This is a genomic window from Paenarthrobacter sp. TE4293 (assembly GCF_050435325.1).
Classification (GTDB): domain Bacteria; phylum Actinomycetota; class Actinomycetes; order Actinomycetales; family Micrococcaceae; genus Arthrobacter; species Arthrobacter nitroguajacolicus_C.
Genome location: NZ_JBNJRY010000006.1, coordinates 157,605 through 179,155 on the forward strand (window position 1 = coordinate 157,605; position 21,551 = coordinate 179,155).

Genomic DNA, 21,551 nt, shown 5'->3' on the forward strand with positions numbered 1-21,551 from the left:
CCGGAGCGGCGGGTGCGGCAAGTGCGGTACCTTGTGCCCATGGACATCACCGCCCCGGAGACGTGGGGATCCGCAATTTACCTGTGGATCGTCCCCATCGTGCTGGGCGATGCCATCTTCCCGCCGATCCCGTCCGAAATGGTGGTCATCACCGGCGGTGCACTCGCTGCAGACGGCCACGCCAACTTCTGGCTGATCCTGTTCCTCGCGGCGTTCGCGTCCTGGCTTGGCGACATGGCGGTCTTTGTCCTGTTCAAGCGGCGCATCAGCCACGTCCTGGACCGGTGGTCGTGGGGTCGCCGGGTCCACCGCGGCATTCACCAAGCTATCGCCAAGGCAGGCCGTTCCTCCACGTATGGCACCATCATCGGCGCGCGGTTCATCCCCGGCGGCAGGCTCGCGACGTCCTCCGCAGCCGGCATTGCCAACGTGTCCGTCCGCGGCTTCAGCCTCTGCGCCGGGCTGGGCGCGGTCCTTTGGGCAGTCTGGCAAGTCGGCCTGGGCTACTTCACCGGTTCCACCACAAAACTTCCCTTTTGGGCCAGCTCACTGATCGGTGTGGGCGTTGGCCTGGTCATCGGTGTGGTGGTCGGGCTGATCGTCACGCGACGACGTGGCAGCCGCTCGCCAGTGGACGAACCGTACGACGCCGACAACCCGGGAGACGTACCGCAACCTGAGTAGGTTTCCCCGCTAGACCGGGGCCCAGCGGCCGCGGCTCCGGCGCAACACATACAGGCTGCCGGTGATTGCCACGCGTTCGACGGCGTCACGCATCATGGCTGCCGACGTCCGGGCTTCGTCGTTCTCGCCTGAATAATCGCGATCGCCCACGGTAAAGCGAAGGCTGATCTGGGGGACGCCACCGACGATGTCCAACTGGTTCGACTCGACGTGGTGTCGGGTTTCCAGCGCTTCCACGGCTGCGGCCATGACCGATTCGGGGGCATTGCCCGGTTTGAGGCCAGTGATCTTCAACTTGGTCTGGAACGACGGCATCCCACCACCCTAGCGTTCTCCCGAATTCCGCGCCCGTGGGCAGATCCCCCTCTCACCTTCCGCGCCCAAAAACCGATCCCTCTCTCACCTTCCGCGCCCAAAAACCGATCCCTCTCTCACCGGGTGAGAGAGGGATCGATAAATTCCTGCGGGAGGTGCTAGAGCGTTTGTTAGCCGGTGTTGCGCAGGCCGGCGGCGACACCGTTGACTGTGATGAGCATGGCCCGCTGGAGCCGTTCGTCGATCTCGGCTCCGGACACTGACTCTTCGCGCACCCGGCGAAGCAACTCCACCTGCAGGTAGCTGATCGGGTCCAGGTACTGGTCGCGGATTTCCAGGGAACGCTTGAGTGTGGGCTGGGCATCGAGGAGTTCGACCTCACCGGTAAGCCGCTCAATTTCGGCCACGGTGAGCTCGTACTCGTCGCGGATCATGTGGAACAGACGGTGCAGTTCCTCGGGGACCAGCGAGGAAACGTAGTGACCTGCAATCTCCATGTCCGTCTTTGCCAGCGTCATTTCCACGTTGGAGATGACCGAGCGGAAAAAGTGCCACCGATCCATCATTTCAACGAGCTGATCCGTGTTCCCTGCTTCGCGGGCAGCCTTCAGGCCCGAACCCACACCGAACCAGCCCGGCACGATCTGCCGGGACTGCGTCCAGCCGAAGACCCACGGGATAGCCCGAAGGCCGCCGAGGCCGGCACCGGAATCCGGTCGCTTGGAGGGGCGTGAACCGATGTTCAGCGAGCCCAGCTGTTCCACCGGCGTGGAGGCCAGGAAGTAGGCCGGAAGCTCGGGATCGTCGATGAGGGTGCGGTAGCGGTCAAACGCTGCGTCCGAGATGGTCTCCATGACATTCGCGTAGCGCTCGCGCTCATCCTCGGACGTGCGCGGAGTCCTGTGCAGGGCCGAACCCTGCATGACCGCTGCCAAAGACAGCTCAAGGTTTTCGCGCGCCAACTCGGGCAAGGAGTACTTGTCCGAAATAACCTCGCCCTGCTCGGTGAACTTGATTTCGCCTTCAAGCACACCATTCGGCTGGGCCATGATGGCATCATACGTCGGTCCGCCACCTCGGCCGACAGAACCTCCACGGCCATGGAAGAGACGAACCCGGACACCATGCTTGGTGGCCACGTCGCGCAGCTTGCGCTGAGTCTTGTGGATCTCCCACTGGCTTGTCATCACACCGGACTCCTTGTTGGAGTCCGAATAGCCCAGCATGACTTCCTGGACATCGCCACGGAGGCGGACAAGTTCACGGTATGACGGATCGGACAGCAACTGGTCCACGATCTCGGCAGAAGCGCGCAGTTCCTCAACGGTTTCCAGCAGCGGAGCGAACCCGATCTTGGCGCGCGGCTTGGCGCCGTAGAGGTCAATCAAGCCGGCCTCGCGGGCCAGGACAGCTGCGGCCAGGACATCGTCGGCTCCGCGGGTCATGGAAATGATGTAAGTTTCCACGACGTCCGGACCGTAGGTGTGCAGCGCCTGTCGAATGCTCCGGAAGACGTCGTAGGTACCGTCAGCAGTTCCGTCGAGCTTGATGGGGTGCCCGGACAGCGGGCGGTGGGAGGCCAGTTCTGCGCCGAGGAAGGCGAAGCGCTCTTCGCGGCTGAGTTCACCGTAGGGCTTTTCCGTGCCGAGCCTGTCCACAAGCTGGCCAACAGCATCGTGGTGGTAATCGGCGTGCTCGCGGATGTCCAGCGTTGCCAGATGCAGGCCAAAGGCAGCAATCGCCCGGCGAACGCGGGCCAATGCCCCATCGGCCACGAGTGCGGCCGAGTGGTTGCGCAACGAGTCTTCGAGCAGTCCAAACTCTGCCAACAACTCGGACGTGGTGGCGTAGTCACGCCCAGGTTCGTGATACGTCGACGCGGCAACGCGGCGTCCGGTGTTGATCAACTTGGCCTTGATGCACGTCAGCTTCAGCCTGTAAGGCTCCTGCGCGTTCAGTTCGAGGATTCGCTTGTCGAGCCCCGGAAGGTTCTTGAGGTCCTCACTGATCGAGTCCAACAACACCTGGTCGGCCCCGAAAAGAGCCGTGGAGTTGGAGAGGACCGAGATGAGTTCGTCGATCAAGGCAATGCTGATGCGCACAGCATTCTGGTTTTGCAACTGCAGAATCTCGCGGGTGACAGCGGCTGTGACGTTGGGGTTGCCGTCACGGTCACCCCCGATCCACGAGCCGAACCGCAGGGGTGCCGACGCGGCCGGCAAGGTGACTCCGTGTTCGGCGAGGAGCTCCGAAAGGTCGGTCAGCATTTCCGGCATGGCATCGGTCAGGATGCTGTTCAGGTAGTAAATGGCGTTTCGGGCCTCATCCACGGGCGTGGGGCGGACCTGGCGCAGCTCATCGGTCTGCCACATCTGGTCGATGATTTCGGCAAGCTGCCGGTCCTGGCGACGTCTGGCTGACGTCCCTTCGGCGGTGGGCTCGGCGAGGACGTCGGAGAGTTTGCGGACCTTATCAAGCACGGATCGGCGTGAAGCCTCGGTGGGGTGCGCAGTGAAGATGGGGCGGACGTCGAGTTCGTTGATGACGTCCTGCAGGACTTGCGGACCTGCCTGGCCGGCAATCTCGGAAACAGCCTTGGCCAGCCAGCCATCCTTTTCCTGCCGGGTGCGGAGCCCGCGAACACGATGAACCTGTTCCGCCGCATTGGTGAGGTGGAAGTAGAACGCAAAGGCCCGCACCAAGTCCGTCGCTTGGTCCAGCGGCAGGGAGGCGAGCAGTTCGCGGACCTGGGCAACGACGTCGTGCGCGCTCCAGGGCCCGGTGGCATCAGCGCCGCCCCGCGCGGCTTCCTTGGACTCCTTGGTCAGCAGGCGGACCTGCTCCACGAGATCAAGCAATTCCGGGCCGTGCTGGCGAACCAACGATTCCCCCAGGAGGGTGGAAACGCGGCGCACGTCAGCCCGCAGTTCAGCAGCGAGATCGGTGTCTTGATGGGCAGTGTGAACCATGGATGCATACCTTCGGGATCTGGTGTGGCCCGTACACTGCGCTGGATACTGTGAGCCGGATTACTAATGTTTCCTACGGGATCTTACCCGCACAAAACTGGCCCTACGGAATGCGTCTCAGATTCTGGCATCAGGTTTCCGGGACGGCGATCCTGGAAGAACCACTTTTCCGCTCATCAACTCATCGTGTTGCAGGGCGGCCCCGGTGGAGAGTTTTTCGTGCCTGCGCTGTCGCATCTCTTCAATCGCTGCGGCTGCCTCAATCCTGGTAGGTGCGCCGGTGGCCGGCTCAATCATGGACAAGACGCTGCCCAGCGTGCCAGTTGCGCCCTTCGCTGGAACACCACGTTGGACAAGTCGGGTGCCGGCCCAGATGGAGCCAACAATCAATGTGGCACTGACAACGATTGCAACCACTGCGTCCATCCCCATGCGGTCAGCGTACTCCCCGGGGAATCGGCTCAACAGTCCGTACTTCCCCCGCCCAGGCCTTCCTCAGCTCTTCCCAATGCTGGTCCTCCATGAGGCTTGCGGGCGTCACGGACACTGACACTGCCCCGCCCAGCGCAGCCTCCCGCAGTGCGCCCGCAAATTCCCCAGCCGGCATCCGGCCATCCTCGGACCAAAGACCCAAAGACAACGACATCCGGGGACCCGCGCGGCGGTTCATGGATTCAACCAGTTCCCGGGTCTTCGGTGATCGCTCGTTGTTGAGCCCCACGTACTGCCACACGTGGAGCCGGTCCACTTGTTTGAGCAGCAGATCGTAGTCATGTCCGCTGTCCGCCCGGTCTCCGGAGGCTGAATCGCGCGGCGAGCGGACATCCATGTCCAGGTTGACCCCAAAAGGTTCGACGGCGGCGCGAACCTTGCGGACGATGTCCGCCATGGCCTCGCTGCGCCAGGTGTTGATGCGCGGGTCTTCAGCGTTGATGGATCCGTCACTGTTTCGAGGCCAGTCCCTGGAATCCGTGGTGATTTTGAAGTCTTCAAGGTCATCGCTTCCGAACGTGAAATCGTCGAACATCAGCTCCGTCAGGTTCACCGCCGTGGGCTTGTATTTCTCTGCGATTGTTGCCGCCAGGGAAGCCAGCCGTGTGCCGGCTATGCCATGCCTCAATGACCACACACTGGCAAAGGACCCGGAGGCCACACCGTCCATGGTCCGCCCGGCAATCGAAGGATCGTCCTTCAGCAAGTGACCCAACAAGGCGTCGATGGTGAGGATGACGTCGCGTTTCTTTCCGTTTTCTGAGAATTCCAAAGCGGAAATCGACTCCGCCACAAAGTCGCGTCCTGTCCGGGATACCTCGCTGGATCCTGATCCGACGTGGCCGGGCCAGGGGAAAGCCGTCCAATCAGTGCGCCCAACGGAGATCGACACCGCTGTGGCGTCTACGGAGTCCAGCCGGTCCGAGAGTTTGGCCAGGTACCCGGGCTCGCTGTTGACGACGTCCTCGAAGCCCAGATTGACCATCCGGTCCACTGCCTCAGGGGCCGGTTCCCCCGCGCACGAGGACGCCAAGAGGATCGATACCAGCAGGCCGCCGATGGCCAGGGACGGAACGCGTTTCACGTGCTCACCTCGTTCCGGAAGGTGGATTCGGTGGCCGTGACGCTGATGACCCCGGTACGTTGCAACTTGTTCCACTTGGCGGGGCTGCCCTTGATCTCCTTGACGATTGCGCTGGCCAGGGCCAGTCCTACGAATACCGAATACAAGGGCCACAAGGGCAGGGTCCACACGAACCGCAGGTCTTTCCACGAACGGTTGAGTCCAATGGAGAAACAGGCCAGGGCAAGGGACACAAACAGGCCCAACCAGCCCAGAATCGCGAAAACCTCGCCCGGCACCGGACCTTCGCCAGCCAGGTACAGATAGGGCAGGACCGCCAAAATAAACAGTTGGAGCATGGGGATCGCAACCATCGTGATGGCATTGAACACCAGAAATGGGCCGAACATCCCATACCGGGGCCGCCCAAGCATCCCACGGTGCAGGCGAAGTGTCTGCAGCAGACCCCGCGACCATCGGACACGCTGACGCCACAGCCCACCCATCGTGGAAGGAGACTCCGCGTAGACCAAGGCTTTGGGCTGGAATCGAACCCGGTAGCCGGCCTTGTATACCCTCCATGTCAGCTCAAGATCCTCGCCGAGGGTGTCCTCGTGGAATCCTCCCAGCTGCCGGACCAGATCGCTCCGGAAGGCTCCAATGTTTCCGGAAACTATGGGCAAGCAATGTAAAAGGGAGAGGGCCCTGCGGACGAGGCCAGTGCCAACATGGCTGAGGACTGCAAGCATCATCGTCTGGACACGATTCAGGTTGACCGGGCGGTCGTCCCCGCACACCGCCCCCACCTTTGGATGGTCAAATCCTTCGAGCATGCTCATCAAGGTGTCCGGGGCAAAAATCCCGTCAGCGTCAACAAACATCAGGATGTCACCCTGCGCTGCGGCGATTCCGAAATTGAGGGCGGCGCCCTTGCCGGCGTTCGACTGCGACAGGAAGCGCACCCGGTCATACTGGTCCGCCAGCCCCGCCATGATTTGGGCGGTGGAATCCGTGGAACCATCATCCACCAAAATGACCTCCAGCCGAAGATAGCGGCTGGCCAGAATCGACTCAACGCATTTGGTGATCACCACCGCCTCGTTGTAGCCCGGTACGATCACGGACACCAAGGGCCGCTCGCTAAGTACTGAGTAGCGGTGCTTAGGTGGCTTGGAACGCTGGAACCAGTTGAAATACAAAGCAAGCGGTACATACGCGACCTTGACCATTCCGAAACAGAGGATCACCAGGCCGCCAGCCTGAACGAAAAGCGATGCGGCATTCAGGAACGTCACACAGTCCCTCCCAGCATTCGCCCGCGAACAAGGGACTGAAGGACGTGTTCCACCAGTTCAGGGGCATACGCGCTGTTGGCACCAAACCTCGCATTGATCTCCAGTACCGCGGGCCTTCCGTCCCGCATGCGGCGGATGTCGATGTCGACGGGGCCCGTCAATCCGAGAGCGGCTGCGGCTGATTCGGCGAGGCGCGAGACATCGTGGACATCTGGTGAAGCCACTCTTCTGACGGAGAGGGCATTGCCAACGCGCCCATGTTTGAGCTCCGTCTTCTCCAGCACCACCACCAGATCGTCCTGTTCTTCCTCTACAGCTGAACGGAAAACGACGGGCGCGTATTCGCTTCCCGGCGCGAATCGCTGCACGATCCAGGAATCATCCAATGTGGACCACACACGCGCAGCACGTCGTCCACCGTCGGCGCCTCTCTCCAAAACCTCGACACCACGTCCGCCCCGTGACACCCGTGGTTTCACCACCAGGGATCCGCCGAGGCGGGCCATTGCCTCGTGGTACGAACTAAAATCTCCAGGCAAGGCAAAGTCCGGAACAGCGACGTTGGCGTTGGCAAGGCACTTCATGGTGAGGTACTTGTCATTCGCGATGCGGACGGCCGCAGGATCGGCAATGAGAATGTCGACTCCCGGAGCAAAATCCTCCCTCGCCTCCGCCACCAGGACGAGCTCGTCACTGACCGTTGGCACCATGAGTTCTATGCCGTGGGCAGCCACGAGTCCCCGCAATTCCCACAGGTAGCCGGGAGCGCTTGAGGGAGACACCATGGATACCGCGTCCGCCGCCGAAGGAAGTACCTTCTGCATGTCGACGCCAAGGACCCAATGTCCCTGGTCCATCAATTGACGAGCCAGGGACAGCCCGGCGGGTCCTCCGACACCTGTAACGAGTACCCGCACGGTCAGAACTCCCCTACGGCCGAGCCCAGCAACCGAACGGGTTCGAAGCCCTCCGCATAGGTTGTCTTTACCTGCGAGCCCCGGAAGGCCGCGAGACTGCGGACCCTTTCGGCGCTCATGTAGGGCTTGCCCTTTTGGTCCCGGTGCATGCCCACAGCATGGATTTTCACGTCGACATACCCTGCGATGTCCACAAAGACGCTGGGATCAAACTCCCGGGTGGATGAAGGACTCTCAAAGCACAAAATGGAGGAGTGCCGGCGTGCTGCCCGCATGGTGGCACTATGGACCGCCTGGTGGTCCTGGTGGTAGTCATTGCGGGAATGGGTGATGACGACGTCCGGACGGAAGTCCTGGATGGCGTCCTCGATTGCCTTCACCATTTCCTGCCCGTGCTCGGACAGGTGGGTGTCCTGGAATTGGTGGACCTGAACCGCAGTGGCCCCCATGAAGTCCGAGCCCGCAGCAGCTTCCGTCACCCGGACACTGCTGTCTCCGCCCTCGCTCCCCGCACTCATCACCATGGTTCTGACGTCATGTCCGGCGTCGGACAACTTGGCGAGGGTGGCACCACAGGCCAACTCCAGATCATCGGGGTGTGCCCCTATGGCAAGTACCCTTCGTGGCTGGGAAGTTACTCCATGCCGGATGCGGAACGCCGGTGCGACGAGACAGGCGACGATCAGTGCGGCGCCTGCGAACACTAGTACGGTGTTTGGCCAGAGAGGATGCGCCGGTCCGAAGGCGCACCCCGCAAGGGCTACCAGCATCAAGCAACCTAAGCCGGCGAACGTCAAGCGCAGCCGATGCGGTGAGCTGAACTTCCTCGCAAACCAGTTCCGGCCCGCTGGAACCATAGCCCAGACCGCGACGAGAACCCCCGACAAACCAGCAACGGCAAACAGCGTTGCTTCCATAGTGCCCCCAGAATGCGTAGCGGAATTAGCACGGCTCCCATCTCCCGGGAGGCCGCCGTAGATGTAGTGGGAGAGGAATCAGGTTCGTGACGCTGTCCCACCACTCCGGTTTAGTAGAGGTACGTGAACTCGCCCGGAGTAAGGCCGCTCCCACTGAGGGAGTACTTCAGGACACCTCCATCCTTCTGACGCCGGGACTCCACAGTCACGTGGAAATGCAGGTCGCTTCGCTGGATTGTCTCCGTGACGCAGGTGACTTCTGTCCGCCCTTCCATGGAACATGACCATCCGTCAGGAGCACGGAGTGAACTTTCCACGATCCGGGAGTCCTTCCCTACCGAAAAGACTGCCGTGCCCGCACTCAAGGGCCGTGTTCCCGAGGCTGTGAAGTCAATTGCCATGTCAGAACCGCGGTTATACGAATCGGAGGTCCGCCTCGCTGTACCCGAAATAGTCACAGGCCTCTGTGGAGAGGGAGCCGTTGATGGCAGGGGCGCGGGAGTGGTTGGCGCCGGTGTAGGTACGGGAGTCGAAGTAACCACCGGATCCGGAGAGGGCTCCGGCACCGGGGCTGGGGGTGCGGCGGCGACCGGTGGAGGTGGGGTCACGGCCGGAGAAACAGGCGCCGGCGCAGTTGTCTGTGTCGGTTCAGTTGGTGTCACCACACGCTCGTTGTCCGCATGTGGGGCACGGCTCTCGACTGCCCGCTCTTCCATATAGGCATCGGGGGTCAGCTGGTCAACCACTCCTACAGCCCCCAGCACAAGTCCAACGCCTGCCGCTGCGATGACGGCCATCACGGCCGGTTTCGCCAGGGCGGGAACAGCAAGGACCGCCTTGGCCGGTATGACTCCGCCGATGGCGCCAAGTCCCCCGCCTTGCGCCACCCACGAGGCGAGCGGTACACCCGTCACCAGCGGAAGGAGGACCACCCTCATGCTGCCTTGGACGTCCTTTAGTTCCGCCAGGGCAGCTGTGCATTTGGAGCAGCCCTTCAAATGCCCACGAACTTTGCGCTCGGTTGCGCTGGAGAGTCCCCCACGAATGAACGTGCCCAGTTTGGTCACAAATTCGGCACAGCCCTCGTCGGGTTGGTCAGCGATATGGAACTGAAGGTAGTGCCGCCGGAGTCCTTCGCGTGCGCGGAGAGCCAGTGCGGAAACTGCGTTGGCGGACAGCCCAAGAATCGGCGCCACGGCGGCGGGCTTCATCCGCTCAACGTCCAAGTACCACAGCACGGCCTGCCAACGTTCCGGTAAGGCACGGAACGCTTTGGCCACGGTACGCGACTCGAAGGCGCTGACGGCTGAATCAGAGTCCGCCAACGTTTGGTCGAGGACGGATTCGTCACTGCTGGGCAGGACCTTGCCGGCCTTTCGATTCCGCTGGTGGGACAACCTGGTGACCGTTGAGAGCAAGTAGGCCCTGAAGAAGGTGTCGGGTCCTTTTCCGGCAACAAGGCTCTGCAGCACCGACTGGAACGCCTCGGCGACAACGTCCTCGGCATCGCTGGGATTGTCCACATTGCGTTTGGCGACTGTGCCCGCAATGGCGAGATGCCGCTCATAGAGGTCGTCGAACGCAGACATGTCTCCGCCGCGGACCAACGCAATGAGGTGCCCGTCACTCTCAGCGTCCATGCGGCTGCCCGCTTGTGACCTGTGTGCCATCTAGGGCACCCCCAAACCCTTATTAATCCCGCCCATACATATTGAGTGGCGGTAGGGGGCAAGTCGTGACGCGTTTCTACACTGTCTTTAGCAACCAATTTTCCGGGCCGCTTCGTCACGAATCAGCTTTTCCGCACACTGTTCGGATATGACATCGTTCCGGACAAAATCATTCGCAGAATGCACGTTCTCGCGGCACCTTTTGCTACGTAGATGGCAGACCACCAGTTATCAAACAGGCTGGCGCTTTCATGCGGATTGGTTCCTGCCGGAAGTCCGGACAGTTGTCACCTCGCTGGCAGCAAGCTCCACCGTTCCGGCCCCCGCAGCCAAGTCGCTCGGCGCTGCCCGCGCGAGGAACGGCGTGAGCATCAGCGAAACCATGACTGATTTTCGGGCCCTCTTTTCCGCGGCGGAACGGAGCCTCGATGTCGATGCCCTGCAGTCATTGGCAGAGGGGTGGGCCGAGGTGGCGGAATCGGCGCCGCCGATCTCCTGCACGGATGTCTACACGGGGCTGGCAACCCAAGCACACTTTCAGCGACGGATCCACGAAGTCTCGGCGATGGGTTCCGGGCCCGATTGCCGGGGTGCGCATGCCATGGCGATCATCTCCGTCGCCGGGCCGCGCGACAGCCGCAGCCACTGCTGGACACTCCTGGCCCAGCTCGGAGAGGCGGTCAAAGGTCACTTGCATGGCACCGGAGCCATGGCCATGTACCAAAACTCCGCGATCCATGTGCTGTTCCCCCTCAGCGAAAGCAACCTGTACCGGCTGATGGAATGCAAGGCAACGTTGGAAGCCCTGGGTGATGGTGCCCTCAGCCCTGCCCGCCTGAAGTACTACCCTCTGTCCTCGGCAGCCGAAGCAGCAGCGGCCGCTGCAGGGACAGCGGCGAAAGACTCTTCCTGGTAAACAAAGTAGGCCAGCTGCTGTGTCACTGCGTCACGAACCATCCGGCCCCACCACTCACTAACTGACGGAGCACTTCACGACGGATTCTAAGGACCATCCAGCACATGAAAAACGAGATCCACCTTAAAACCGCGTCATTGGCGGCCGCCATACTTGCGGTTGTCATGACCGTCCTGGGGCTGGGCATGACTGCCTTGCCGGCCAATGCTGCAGCGCTGACGGACGCGGAAGTCACCCTGCGCACGGAATCAGTAGTTTCCAGTCAATGGGACAAAGTGGATCTGACGTGTGAATGGTCCGTCCCGGACAACTCACAGCCCGGTGATACTTTCAGCATCCAACTCCCGCCTGAGCTGCGTTGGTTCGGAGTGACATCCTTTGATCTTCAGAATCCCGACGGCCAAACGGTGGCCACCGCCACGGCAAACGACTCGGGCTTGGTGGTGTTCACGTTGACCGACTTTGTAGCTGAACATCCACTGAACGTCGGCGGCACCTGTTCCTTCAGCACCCAATACTCGGTGGACCCCGGTGACGGTGAAACAAAAGAACTGAGCTTTACCGTCGGTTCCTCTGTGGTACGCGTCCCAGTGGTGGTTGAACCGTGCACGTCAGAGTGCGGCCCTTCGATCCCTACGTCAGCCGGGAAGGCGATGTGGTGGGTAGACCCCGCCCAGACGGTCCTTGAGTCGATCTTCTACATGCCGCCGATGCCCTCGGGAACCAACGATGTCGTGGTCACCGATACCCCCGCCGCAGGCATGGAGATCGACTGCAGCCAGGTTACGCCACGCGTTGGCCGAGTACTGAACGACGACGGCAACATCGCCGAGCCCTACGACAACGAGCGGTACCCGGTAATCCTCGACTGCACTCCGCAGCGACTCACAGCCACGTGGACGGGCCTTCCCAGGGGCGAGCACGCAGAGCTTTATGTTGTGACCCGGGTAACCGATACGGCACTGGACGTCTACGAGAACAGTGGAACTGTCTCAATCGCAGGACAGGAAACTCCCGTGGGCGCCCAGACCCGACGGAGTAGCGGAAGCGGCACCGGCAACGGCACCCCGACACCCAGCGCCACGCCCACGCCCACGCCCACGCTAACTGAGACCCCCACGCCGACGCCGAGCCCGAGCACCGCCACAGCCACCGCGACGCCGACGCCCACGCCAAGCCCGAGCACCACCACTGCGGCCCCCTCGGCAAGTCCTGAACCGACTTCCAGCACCACCTCTCCGGTCCTTGTGGTTCCCACGGAAATCCCGTCGGAGCCTGTCGCAGAAAAGCCTGTCGCAGAAGAGCCCACCGAAGCGCTGGCCACCACGGGTGCCCGAGGAACGGCCTTTGTGTTTGTGGCCGCTGCGCTCTTGGCAGTGGGGTCCCTGCTCGCATTTGTCGGCGCACGCTGGTCCGGCCGCAGGTCGCACTAGCAGGGCCCACACAGGGCTTGATCGACTGATGGGCGGGCACTGTGCGCTCCGCCCATCAGTCGGTTCTTTATTCTCGGCTCGCGCTGGCATGGGTTGGGGGCCAGCGCGGGCCGTTCCACTCGGCCGCGCAAAAGCGCCGCGCTGCGGCACCACTGAGCGGCGGCACCTACGCGGCGGCACCTACGCGGCGGCACCCGGAGCGGCCAGACTTCTGGGAATGCCCACCCCCGGCGCATAGTTGAGTGAAGTGCAATCACCGCGAACCTGCTTGAACACCAGCCGAGGAGACCCATGAGCTCGCCCACCACAGCAACTGACGCCCAGCTCGCCCGTTGGGAGCGGTTCCGTGCAGGCCGGAATGCGGCGCTGGCAACGGAGCACGGCTGGTTGACCCTGACGTCGTTCCAATGGCTGGAGCCAGATCCGAGCGAGGTCGAACTTGCTCCCGGTCTGTGGTCCTCCGACGGGACTTCGGCCTTTCTTTCGGCGAGCGCCGCAGACGGCCTCACCTTCGTTGCGACCGGGGAGCCTGTTGTAGGGGCGGTCAGCGCAGTTCTCGAAGACGAAGAGTCCCTGATGTGGGTTCAGTTTGGTGGTTCCGATGGCAAGCAGGTGGTGGTTGAACTGGCGATGCGGGCGGACAAGTACGCCATCCGCACCCGGGACGATGCATCTCCCGTCCTGACGGAGTTCCAGGGCGTGCCCAGCTATGACTACAACCCGGACTGGGTCATCGAAGGGCGTTTCGAAGCCTACCCAGAGCCCAGGGATGTACCGATCGGCACGGCCAATCCTTTGGTGGACGGTGTCCACCGTTCCGTGGGTGAGGTCGTCTTCCGGGTACCGGGGGTCCCGCATGACATCCGGCTCCACGCTGAGGAAGAGAAGCTTGGCGCACTCAACGTGACCTTCCATGATGAGACGAACGGCTCCACCACGGACGAGTGGCGCAAGGTCTTCATCCCGCGCCCCCGCCCGGACGGGTCCGTGGTGATCGACTTCAACCGAAGCATCAACTACCCCAGCGCCTTCACCCCGTACGGCACCTGCCCCATGCCGGTGCGTGGCAATTCGATCGACGTGCGGGTGGAAGCCGGCGAGAAAATTCCCCAGGACCAACTTTCGTAGCCCAAACACCCCACGCCACACGCCACACGCCCCACGGGCCTAGGCGATGGCTGAAACACCTGTCACTGCGCGTCCCACGATCAGCGAGTTGATCTCGTAAGAGCCCTCGTAGGTGTAGATGGCCTCAGCATCGGCAAAGATTTTGGCGATCCGGTAGTCGGTGACAATTCCGTTGCCACCAAGAATTGACCGTCCCAAAGCTACTGTCTCCCGCATCCGGGCGCTGCAGTATGCCTTGGCGAGCGCCACTTGGGCCATGCCGGCACCGCCGTGACGGACACCGTGGGCATCCGTGGAGATGTCTTCCTGCAGCTGTGCGATCCTCACCATCATCCCCATGCTGGCAACCGCATTTCCGAGCATGTCTACCAGGTGCTGTTGGATGAGCTGGAACTTGGCGAGCGGCTTACCGAACTGCATGCGCTCGACGGCGTACTGCCGGGCCACGTCGAACGCCGCCATTTGCTGCCCAACAGCTTGCCACGCAACCATGATCCGGGAGCCGCGCAGCAGATGGTTGGTATCTGAAAAGCTGCTGATCCCTCCGAAGCGGTCAGTCTCGGCGACCTCGACGTCAACGAAGAGGATGTCGGCGTTCTGCACCGTCCGCAGCGCGATCTTGTTCTCGATGCGGCTCCGGGTAATGCCTGGCAACGAAGCGTCGACGATGAACGCGCGTATGGCCCCGTCGGCTTCGTCTTTGGCCCACACCAGCATGTAGTCGCAGAACGTCCCATTGCCAATCCAGCGCTTGGCACCGTTAATCACCCAGTAGTCCCCGCCGTCGGACGCTGCCCGCCGGACCCTTCGCGCGGTGGTCTCCATGCCGCCCGCGACGTCGGATCCGTGGTCTGGCTCGGTGAGCGCGAAGGCGCCGGTGGTGCGCAGGTTGGAGGCGTCGTCGAGGTAGCGGTCCTGTTGTGAGTCGCTGCCGAAGTCGTACAGCGACTCTACGAACAGATCGTGATGGACCATGAAGAACGTGGCGATCGAGGTGTCCACACGGGTCATCTCGGCAATCACCAGCCCAGCGAACAGGTGCGTGTACCCCCGCTGGGCCGGGGCGCTAAGCCGTAGTGCCGCGAGCTTGGGCAGGATGTGTTCCGGGAACTCGGCCTTTTCCCACCATTGCCCGGCGTACGGGGCTATTTCCGTGGCAAGGAACGCCCGGAGTTCGTTCAGTTTCCGCTGTTCCTGGACGCTCAACAGCGATTCGAAGTCGAAAAAGTCGGCGCTGGGCAACTCCGCTACCGACGGAGCCGGTCCGGCTGACGGGGAACCTGCGCCCCCACTGTAGTCGCCCATCATTTGAGTCCCATGCGGATGGCGCCGTCCAGACGGATGGTTTCACCGTTCAGCATGGCGTTCTCCACGATGTGGGCGGCCAACTGTGCGTATTCGGCTGCACGGCCGAGCCGCGCGGGATGCGGCACCTGCTGGCCCAGGGAGTCCTGGGCAGACTGGGGCAGCCCGGCCATCATGGGTGTTTCGAAGATGCCGGGGGCGATGGTGGCCACCCTGATCAGCGAGCGGGCGAACTCGCGGGCCAGCGGCAGGGTCATGGCCGCCACGGCGCCTTTGGAGGCGGCGTAGGCAGGCTGTCCGATCTGGCCTTCGAAGGCCGCGACGGACGCGGTGTTGATGATGACGCCGCGTTCGGGACCGCCCAGCTCGGTGGAAACCGGTTCGGTTTCAACCATGGCTGCAGCGGCCAGCCTGATCACGTTGAAGGTCCCGACGAGGTTGATCTGGATGACTTTGTTGAACGTTTCGAGCGGGAGCACCCCATCACGGCCCAGGACCTTGCCAGGTGTGGCGATGCCGGCACAGTTGACCACGATGCGGAGGGAGCCAAGAGACGTTGCGGCATCGACGGCGGCCTGAACCTGGGCTTCGTTGGTGACGTCCGCGGGGGCAAAGACAGCGCGTGGAGCAGAACCACCGGCGGAGGCGTTCAGTTCCGCGGCGTACGCTTCCCCTGCCGACTGAGGCAGATCCACCAGCACCACCGACGCTCCGGCATCGTACAGTCGTTTCGCCGTGGCAGCCCCCAGCCCTGATGCCCCACCGGTGACCAGCGCGACCGTGCCCTTGATGTCCATCCATCCTCCTTGATGCAGACTCAAAATCCGTTAATGCATGTTAACTGGAATTGTGAGCCAGCGCACCTCGATAGGCTTAAGCCATGCCAGCCGACGCCTTCCCTGCCGACCAGCCACTTCCCCTCGCAGGTCCACAAGAGTGGGCCACGCGCGCCAACCAGGCGGCCCGATCAGTGACGCGGAGCTTCGGCCGGCGCCTGCTCTTCGTGCCTGGCACCCACCTCGGAGCGGTCAGCATTCCCACGGGAACACTCCGCAGCGTCATGGGCCCTTGGCACTATTGGTGGCAGGCGCATTACGTCGATTGCCTGGTGGACGCCGGGCGCCGTGAACTGGCCACAAAGACAAAGTTCGACGGCGACTCCCGCCCGAGCGCGGGCCGGCTCGCTTCCCGGTTGGTCACCACCATCCGGCTGCGGAACCTCCTGAGGTTTGAGAACCACTTCTATGACGACATGGCGTGGCTCGCCCTATCGACCCTCAGGCTCGAGAAGCTGGCCGCGGAGACCAGGAAACCGGGCCGCCGTCGCAACGCCTACGTCCGCAAGAGGCTGACGTTGCAGTTCGATTCGGCTTCCACGGACGATCTGGGCGGCGGGACGTTCTGGAGTACCCGGAGGGACTTCAAGAACACGCCTGCCACGGCCCCTGTAGCGCTCTATTTTGCGCGCACAGGCCACCGCGAGCGGGCGCAGTCGCTGGTGAACTGGCTCAACAGCAAGCTCCTGCATCCAGGGCGCGGCGTGTATCAGGATGGGCTGAGAATCAGGAATGGTGAGACCGTCCTGGAGGAGGCCGTGTACACCTACAACCAGGGCCCGGTGTTGGGTGCCTTGCTGGAACTTGGTGGCCAGCAAAATCTGGACCGCGCTGCGCACCTGGTGGAGGCGGTGTCCCGCGAGCTGACGATCCCCGGGACACATGTCATCCGTGGCGATGGCACCGGCGATGGCGGGCTCTTCACCGGCATCCTGGTCCGCTACCTGGCACTGGCCGGTCGCGATGAGCGCTTGCCGGAAAAAACTCGCGGGACGGCCAGGGATCTGGTGCACGCCACAGCTGAAGCATTCTGGTTGAGCCGCCGTGAAGCACCCGATATGAAGGTGGGAACTCCGCCCCTCATCTTTTCCTCCCATCCCCTGCGGCCGGCGGCCGAGACGTATCCGGTGGGTGCCGCCGTCGAACTTTCCACCCAGCTTCAGGCGTGGATGACTTTCGAGGCAGCCGCAACGCTCCCACCCGCCTAACCGGGTTCGGAGGTGGGGCGTCTCCTTTGCGGGTACGGCGTTTCGTGCCGGGCGAGCATCTCCACGAATCCGGCAATTTTCCTGGCGCGGGTGTCTGCGCGCTTCACCCCGTTGGTTCGGTGGATCAGGGCGAACCGGTTTTGGGACGTCAGGACGTCGAACATCGCCTGGGCTTCAGGTACGGCGGCGATGGCGGCGGCGAGATCGTCCGGGATCACGGAGTCCGCGGGACCGGCATACGCTGCTTCCCATCGGCCATCAGCTTTGGCGGCCTCGACGGCGGCCCGGCCGGCGTCCGTCATCTTGCCCTCGGTTTCCAGGCGGGCAATGTGTCCCACGTTCCGCGCTGACCAGATGCTTTTCCGGCCCCTCGGCGTCATTCGTTGAAAGTAGCTTTCTGCGTCGCGGCTCTTCGCTTGGCCGTCGATCCAGCCGAAGCACAAGGCCTCGTCCAGGGCGGCGTCATAGTCCAACTCCGTGACGTTTCCGCCCTTCTTGTGCAGGACCAGCCACACCCCCGGGCTGTCGGCAGCATGGGTCGATAGCCAGTCGCGCCACGCGGCGCCGTCCTTGATAAGAAGTTCCTGGAGCTCAATGGGCATGGTTTCATTCTGCTGTGAAACAGGCAGTCCCTGGCAAGGGCTCGCGGCATAGGCTGGAAGCGATACCCACCCCAGGAGGACCAATGCTGCGATCCCGCCCCACCCATTACACGTCCCACCCGGAGCAGTGGGCCGCGCTCCTCCAGGCCCTGGGGTTGGTCAAGACCGTTGACGACGGCGGCTGGTGCGAATACGACGCCGGTTCGGGTCGCCTTGCGGTGGGCCACGTGGACCACGGCCACCCGCTGGACGGATCCACGATCTTCGGCGTCGAGGTAGGCGATCTGGAGGAGTTTGCGCGCCGCACCGAGGAAGCGGGGACCCAGGCAGAAATCCATGAGGGGCCGGCCGGATCGACCGTCCGGATTTCCGCGGAGGACGGCTTTGAGTTCTTCGCCTTCCCCGCGGGTCGTGCTGCGGATGGCACCTGGGCCACCGCAAGCGAGGCCGATCCCGGACTCGCTGTGGTGGCCTCGTGGTTCAGTCCCTTCCTGGGCCTGGCCGCCAACGACCTCCGAAACATCGGCGCCCGGCCCCGGACGGAGGATGACGAATCGGCCACGTTCACCACCAAGAACGGCGGAATCCTTCAGGTCATCCACGGTGCGGACGTCAGCAACGGGGAGCTTTCCTTTGAGTACGACGGCGATGTGGAACCGCTGGCGGATCGGCTCGCCGCGGCGAAGGTAGAGGCCAGAATCAGCGACGATGTCCTGTACGTCGCCAACCCGGATGCGGTGGGCGGAGCGGCGCCGGCATCGATTGTCCTGGCGAAAGCACCAAAACAGCAGACGGCGGCCCCGTCAAGCAGCTAGTCCTCCAACGCCCCGTCACACAACCGCCCGACAACCTCGGTGAGCATGGTCAGCCCGGCAACGATGTCCTCGTCCGTGGTGTATTCGTGCTCGTTGTGGGAGATGCCGTCAACGCTGGGAACGAACAGCATCACGGTAGGAACGAGGTCCTTCATGTTGGTGGAGTCATGGCCGGCCAAGGTCATGACTTCCTTGTTGGACAACCCCAGATCGGCGGCGACCTTGGCTGCGAGTTCCACACCTTCAGGCTGGTACGGAGTGACCGCCCAGGAGTGTGAGTGATTCTTCTCCACCGTGACGTTGGCAAGCCGTTCAACCTCCGTGATGCGGGCGTGCAGCAGGGCGTCGGCTTCGGCCAGGATGGTTTCGTCCGCGCTGCGCAGGTCCAACAGCAGGTTCACACGGGACGGCACCACCACGGGCGAGTTCGGGTACACGTTGAGTTGGCCCACGGAGGTGTGGAGTACACCCGGGAAACGGTCGGCGAGTTCGCGCGCGGCCACCACCAGCATGGATGCACCGAGCAGGGCGTCCTTGCGGTCCGCAATCACGGTTGACCCGGTGTGGGCCTGCTCGCCGTGGACCACGAACTCGTACTTGTTTGCCGCCCAGTTGGAGCTGACCAGGCCAATGGTGATGCCTTCGCGTTCCATGCTGCGGCCCTGCTCGATGTGGATTTCGGCGCAGTACGCGGCCTCCGGGCCCTCAAAGGTGCCCCGGCAGCCGATCGCGTCCAAGGCGTCGCGGACGGTGATTCCGGCGGCGTCCTTGGTGTTGAGCGCGTCTTCCAGTTCCAGCTTTCCGGTGTAGACAGACGAGCCCATCATGGATGGCTTGAAACGGCTGCCTTCCTCGTTGAACCAATTGACGACGGCGATGTTGAACTTCGGTGCCGTGGCGCCGGCTTCCCAGCGGGCTGCCAGGCGGAACGCTGCGTGGGCCGCTGCCAGGACACCGTAAGCGCCGTCGTATCGTCCCGCCGTCGGCTGCGAATCCATGTGCGAGCCAACCACCACGAACGGCGCACCGGGCACGGCCTCGTAGAGGCCCCACTGGTTGCCGGCGTGGTCGAACTTTACGGTGAAGCCGTGCTCTTCGAGGAGGCCTGCGAGCCAGCGGCGCTGTTCGCCATCAGGAATGGTGGCGGCCTGGCGGTCCACACCGCCGTTCTCGGTGGCGCCGAACGCGCTCATGGTCCGGAAGTCCTGTACGAAAACGGTGTCCTGGGCGGTGAAACGTGTGGTGGTTGTCATGGTCTCCCCTATGAGCTGTGGGCCGCTGAAACACGGGCCGCGTACGGACTTTCCGAGGAAGGTTCCGCGTGGAAGTCGGTTGATTGGTAGGTGAAGCGGCCTCCGACGGCGGTGGCCAGGACGTGCAGTTCGCTGATGGCGGGTGCCGTCAACGGTGAGGCGGAGAGGACCGTAAAGTCGGCAAGCTTGCCGGGCGTCAGCGTGCCCTTCTCGCCCAGGGACCCGGTGGCAGCGGCCGCGCCGGACGTGTACGCGGCCAGTGCCTGTTGCGGGGTAAGGCGTTCGGCCGGATTGCCAAAGACGGCACCGGACCCGGTCCGGCGATCCACGAACGCCTGCATGCCGCGGAGGACGTTTCCGTCGGCGACAGGCCGGTCCGAGCTTCCCGCCAACGTCACACCGGCGTCCAGGAAACTGGCGGCGCGATAGGCCCATGGCAGGCGGTCGGGTCCGAGGGAGACGGTCATGCCGTCGCCGCCGTCGCGGAAGAAGCTGGCCTGTGGCGTCACGGCGATCCCGGCATCGGCAAGCTTGGCCAGCTGCTCCGGGCGAGTCATGGAGGCATGCTCGATCCTGTTGGGCAGGCGGCGAGGCCCGTACAGAGCCTGGCAATCCGTGATGATGTCCACGGCGAGATCCACGGCCCGGTCGCCGATGGCGTGGGCGGCGATGGACCACCCGGCGGCGTAGGCGGCCTCGATGCGCTCCCGCAATTGGGCCGGGTCCGCCTGGAAGTAGCCGGTATTGCCGCGATTGTCCTTGTGGCCGTGACTGCAGAACTCGTGGCTGACGGCTGCGGTCTCGCCCAGGAGTGAGCCGTCCAGGAAGACCTTGGCCGGTCCCAGGGACAAATACTCGCTGCCGAAGCCGCTGGTGATCCCGAGGTCCAACCCAGCCGGTGCAGCTCCCGGACTGTCCGAGGAATGGCCCTCCAATCCGTGCAGCACATCCAGCACCGGCATGACCTGCGCACGGGCGTGAAGCCGCCCGGTGGCAGCCGCGCGTTGGTAGGCGGCGAGCTCAGCCGGGCTGTGCCCGATCCACCCACCGCCCACTCCGGCCTCGGTGAAACTCGTGATGCCCTCGGCGGCGTAATACAGCGTTGCCCGTTCGAGGGCGGCCTCGATCTCTTCCAGCGAGTACGGCAGAATCAACTGCTGGATCAGTTCCTGAGCCGTCTCCTGGACAAGTCCTGTGGGACGTCCCGCCGCATCACGAACGATCGCTCCGCCGTCGGGATCGGGGAACGACGGCGACGCCGCACCTGCCAGCCGCAGCGCGGCAGTGTTAACCACGGCCATGTGCCCGGAATTGTGCCGCATGAACAGCGGCCGCTGCCCCGTGATGCGGTCCAGCTCGGCGATGTCAGGGAAGGACCCGCCGTGCTGTGTCTGGCTGAAACCGGTGGCCAACAGCCATCCTTCGCCGTCCGCCCCAGGGCTGCTCATCGAGTTCCGGAGAAGCTCATAGAGCTCCCCCAGGCCGCGCGCACCTGACACGTCCAGTTCCGCCAGGCCCAGGCCGAACCACGTGGTGTGGCAGTGTGCATCGATGAAGCCGGGAGTCACGGTGGCGCCGCCAACGTCCAAAACCTCAATGGCGTCCAGGCCGTCCAGGTCCTCGTCGAGGCCCACAATGCGTCCCTGCCAGATGCCCAGCGAACTGGCCACCGGGCGTGCCGGATCCATGGTGACGATCTCTGCGTTCCGCAGGAGGAGGTCGAGTTTCATATC

At 63.4% G+C, this 21,551-nt stretch carries 19 protein-coding genes; 6 read left to right on the forward strand and 13 right to left on the reverse strand.

Translation table 11 applies throughout. The features are described 5' to 3' along the window. Positions 1–39 precede the first annotated feature (39 nt). Positions 40–684 (forward strand): DedA family protein, encoded by a 645-nt coding sequence (locus QF015_RS13775; protein WP_429389670.1) that lies wholly within the window; start codon positions 40–42, stop codon positions 682–684. 9 nt (positions 685–693) lie between these two features. On the opposite strand, the gene QF015_RS13780 is transcribed toward QF015_RS13775, so the two are convergent. From QF015_RS13780 to QF015_RS13815, 8 genes are all read right to left on the reverse strand, one after another. Beyond that, the gene (locus tag QF015_RS13780) at positions 694–999 is read right to left on the reverse strand and encodes a hypothetical protein (protein ID WP_159704865.1); all 306 of its coding nucleotides are present in this window, start codon (positions 997–999) and stop codon (positions 694–696) included. A gap of 170 nt (positions 1,000–1,169) precedes the next feature. Next, positions 1,170–3,968 carry a phosphoenolpyruvate carboxylase gene (gene ppc, locus QF015_RS13785; RefSeq protein ID WP_310202724.1) on the reverse strand — a complete coding sequence of 933 codons (2,799 nt, stop codon included), beginning with the start codon at positions 3,966–3,968 and terminating at the stop codon, positions 1,170–1,172. Positions 3,969–4,085: 117 nt separating this feature from the next. Continuing rightward, positions 4,086–4,400 (reverse strand): hypothetical protein, encoded by a 315-nt coding sequence (locus QF015_RS13790; protein ID WP_310202726.1) that lies wholly within the window; start codon positions 4,398–4,400, stop codon positions 4,086–4,088. A 4-nt stretch (positions 4,401–4,404) separates the two neighbouring features. Further along, on the reverse strand, positions 4,405–5,544 hold the full coding sequence (locus QF015_RS13795) for a hypothetical protein (RefSeq protein ID WP_310202728.1): 1,140 nt from the start codon (positions 5,542–5,544) through the stop codon (positions 4,405–4,407). Then, entirely contained in the window at positions 5,541–6,818 is a 1,278-nt protein-coding gene (locus tag QF015_RS13800; RefSeq protein ID WP_429389673.1) for a glycosyltransferase, read from the reverse strand. Before QF015_RS13800 ends, QF015_RS13795 begins: the two co-directional genes overlap by 4 nt. Beyond that, entirely contained in the window at positions 6,815–7,735 is a 921-nt protein-coding gene (locus QF015_RS13805) for an ATP-grasp domain-containing protein (RefSeq protein ID WP_310202731.1), read from the reverse strand. The genes QF015_RS13800 and QF015_RS13805 overlap by 4 nt, the downstream gene beginning before the upstream one ends. A gap of 2 nt (positions 7,736–7,737) precedes the next feature. After that, on the reverse strand, positions 7,738–8,439 hold the full coding sequence (locus QF015_RS13810; RefSeq protein ID WP_310202734.1) for a PIG-L deacetylase family protein: 702 nt from the start codon (positions 8,437–8,439) through the stop codon (positions 7,738–7,740). Between the two features lie 323 nt (positions 8,440–8,762). After that, positions 8,763–10,292, reverse strand: a complete 1,530-nt coding sequence (locus tag QF015_RS13815; protein WP_310202736.1) for a sigma-70 family RNA polymerase sigma factor — start codon at positions 10,290–10,292, stop codon at positions 8,763–8,765. Positions 10,293–10,686: 394 nt separating this feature from the next. On the opposite strand from QF015_RS13815, the gene QF015_RS13820 reads away from it, so the two are divergent. From QF015_RS13820 to QF015_RS13830, 3 genes are all read left to right on the forward strand, one after another. Next, positions 10,687–11,238: a hypothetical protein gene (locus QF015_RS13820; RefSeq protein ID WP_429389676.1), complete on the forward strand. Its 552-nt coding sequence runs from the start codon at positions 10,687–10,689 to the stop codon at positions 11,236–11,238. A 104-nt stretch (positions 11,239–11,342) separates the two neighbouring features. Next, on the forward strand, positions 11,343–12,671 hold the full coding sequence (locus QF015_RS13825) for an Ig-like domain-containing protein (protein ID WP_429389677.1): 1,329 nt from the start codon (positions 11,343–11,345) through the stop codon (positions 12,669–12,671). Positions 12,672–12,962: 291 nt separating this feature from the next. Further along, complete coding sequence (locus QF015_RS13830; protein WP_310202744.1) at positions 12,963–13,799, forward strand: DUF1684 domain-containing protein; 837 nt, start codon at positions 12,963–12,965, stop codon at positions 13,797–13,799. Between the two features lie 39 nt (positions 13,800–13,838). Here QF015_RS13830 and QF015_RS13835 read toward each other — a convergent pair whose 3' ends face one another. Both QF015_RS13835 and QF015_RS13840 read right to left on the reverse strand, forming a co-directional pair. Next, a complete protein-coding gene (locus QF015_RS13835; RefSeq protein ID WP_310202746.1) occupies positions 13,839–15,107 on the reverse strand; it encodes an acyl-CoA dehydrogenase family protein in 1,269 nt (422 codons plus the stop codon). After that, on the reverse strand, positions 15,104–15,901 hold the full coding sequence (locus tag QF015_RS13840) for an SDR family NAD(P)-dependent oxidoreductase (RefSeq protein WP_310202748.1): 798 nt from the start codon (positions 15,899–15,901) through the stop codon (positions 15,104–15,106). The genes QF015_RS13835 and QF015_RS13840 overlap by 4 nt, the downstream gene beginning before the upstream one ends. Positions 15,902–15,984: 83 nt before the next feature. On the opposite strand from QF015_RS13840, the gene QF015_RS13845 reads away from it, so the two are divergent. Beyond that, positions 15,985–17,148 (forward strand): glycoside hydrolase family 76 protein, encoded by a 1,164-nt coding sequence (locus QF015_RS13845; RefSeq protein ID WP_429389680.1) that lies wholly within the window; start codon positions 15,985–15,987, stop codon positions 17,146–17,148. On the opposite strand, the gene QF015_RS13850 is transcribed toward QF015_RS13845, so the two are convergent. Further along, positions 17,145–17,750: a YdeI/OmpD-associated family protein gene (locus tag QF015_RS13850; protein ID WP_310202752.1), complete on the reverse strand. Its 606-nt coding sequence runs from the start codon at positions 17,748–17,750 to the stop codon at positions 17,145–17,147. The two genes, QF015_RS13845 and QF015_RS13850, sit on opposite strands and share 4 nt — an antisense overlap. Positions 17,751–17,833: 83 nt before the next feature. Between QF015_RS13850 and QF015_RS13855 the strand changes: the two genes are divergently transcribed. Continuing rightward, complete coding sequence (locus tag QF015_RS13855; RefSeq protein ID WP_429389682.1) at positions 17,834–18,565, forward strand: hypothetical protein; 732 nt, start codon at positions 17,834–17,836, stop codon at positions 18,563–18,565. Here QF015_RS13855 and QF015_RS13860 read toward each other — a convergent pair. Further along, entirely contained in the window at positions 18,562–19,818 is a 1,257-nt protein-coding gene (locus QF015_RS13860; RefSeq protein WP_310202756.1) for a M20 family metallo-hydrolase, read from the reverse strand. The genes QF015_RS13855 and QF015_RS13860 overlap by 4 nt on opposite strands. An 8-nt stretch (positions 19,819–19,826) precedes the next feature. Beyond that, on the reverse strand, positions 19,827–21,548 hold the full coding sequence (locus tag QF015_RS13865) for an amidohydrolase (RefSeq protein ID WP_429389684.1): 1,722 nt from the start codon (positions 21,546–21,548) through the stop codon (positions 19,827–19,829). Between the last annotated feature and the right edge of the window lie 3 nt (positions 21,549–21,551).

Bases quoted from the DNA above. Each gene is read 5' to 3' on its own strand.
- QF015_RS13775 (WP_429389670.1), top strand. From the start codon at position 40: ATGGACATCACCGCCCCGGAGACGTGGGGATCCGCAATTTACCTGTGG.
- QF015_RS13865 (WP_429389684.1), bottom strand. From the start codon at position 21,548: ATGAAACTCGACCTCCTCCTGCGGAACGCAGAGATCGTCACCATGGAT.
- QF015_RS13815 (WP_310202736.1), bottom strand. From the start codon at position 10,292: ATGGACGCTGAGAGTGACGGGCACCTCATTGCGTTGGTCCGCGGCGGA.
- QF015_RS13845 (WP_429389680.1), top strand. From the start codon at position 15,985: ATGCCAGCCGACGCCTTCCCTGCCGACCAGCCACTTCCCCTCGCAGGT.
- QF015_RS13860 (WP_310202756.1), bottom strand. From the start codon at position 19,818: ATGACAACCACCACACGTTTCACCGCCCAGGACACCGTTTTCGTACAG.
- QF015_RS13790 (WP_310202726.1), bottom strand. From the start codon at position 4,400: ATGGGGATGGACGCAGTGGTTGCAATCGTTGTCAGTGCCACATTGATT.
- ppc (WP_310202724.1), bottom strand. From the start codon at position 3,968: ATGGTTCACACTGCCCATCAAGACACCGATCTCGCTGCTGAACTGCGG.
- QF015_RS13780 (WP_159704865.1), bottom strand. From the start codon at position 999: ATGCCGTCGTTCCAGACCAAGTTGAAGATCACTGGCCTCAAACCGGGC.
- QF015_RS13825 (WP_429389677.1), top strand. From the start codon at position 11,343: ATGAAAAACGAGATCCACCTTAAAACCGCGTCATTGGCGGCCGCCATA.
- QF015_RS13840 (WP_310202748.1), bottom strand. From the start codon at position 15,901: ATGGACATCAAGGGCACGGTCGCGCTGGTCACCGGTGGGGCATCAGGG.
- QF015_RS13855 (WP_429389682.1), top strand. From the start codon at position 17,834: ATGCTGCGATCCCGCCCCACCCATTACACGTCCCACCCGGAGCAGTGG.
- QF015_RS13830 (WP_310202744.1), top strand. From the start codon at position 12,963: ATGAGCTCGCCCACCACAGCAACTGACGCCCAGCTCGCCCGTTGGGAG.
- QF015_RS13850 (WP_310202752.1), bottom strand. From the start codon at position 17,750: ATGCCCATTGAGCTCCAGGAACTTCTTATCAAGGACGGCGCCGCGTGG.
- QF015_RS13835 (WP_310202746.1), bottom strand. From the start codon at position 15,107: ATGATGGGCGACTACAGTGGGGGCGCAGGTTCCCCGTCAGCCGGACCG.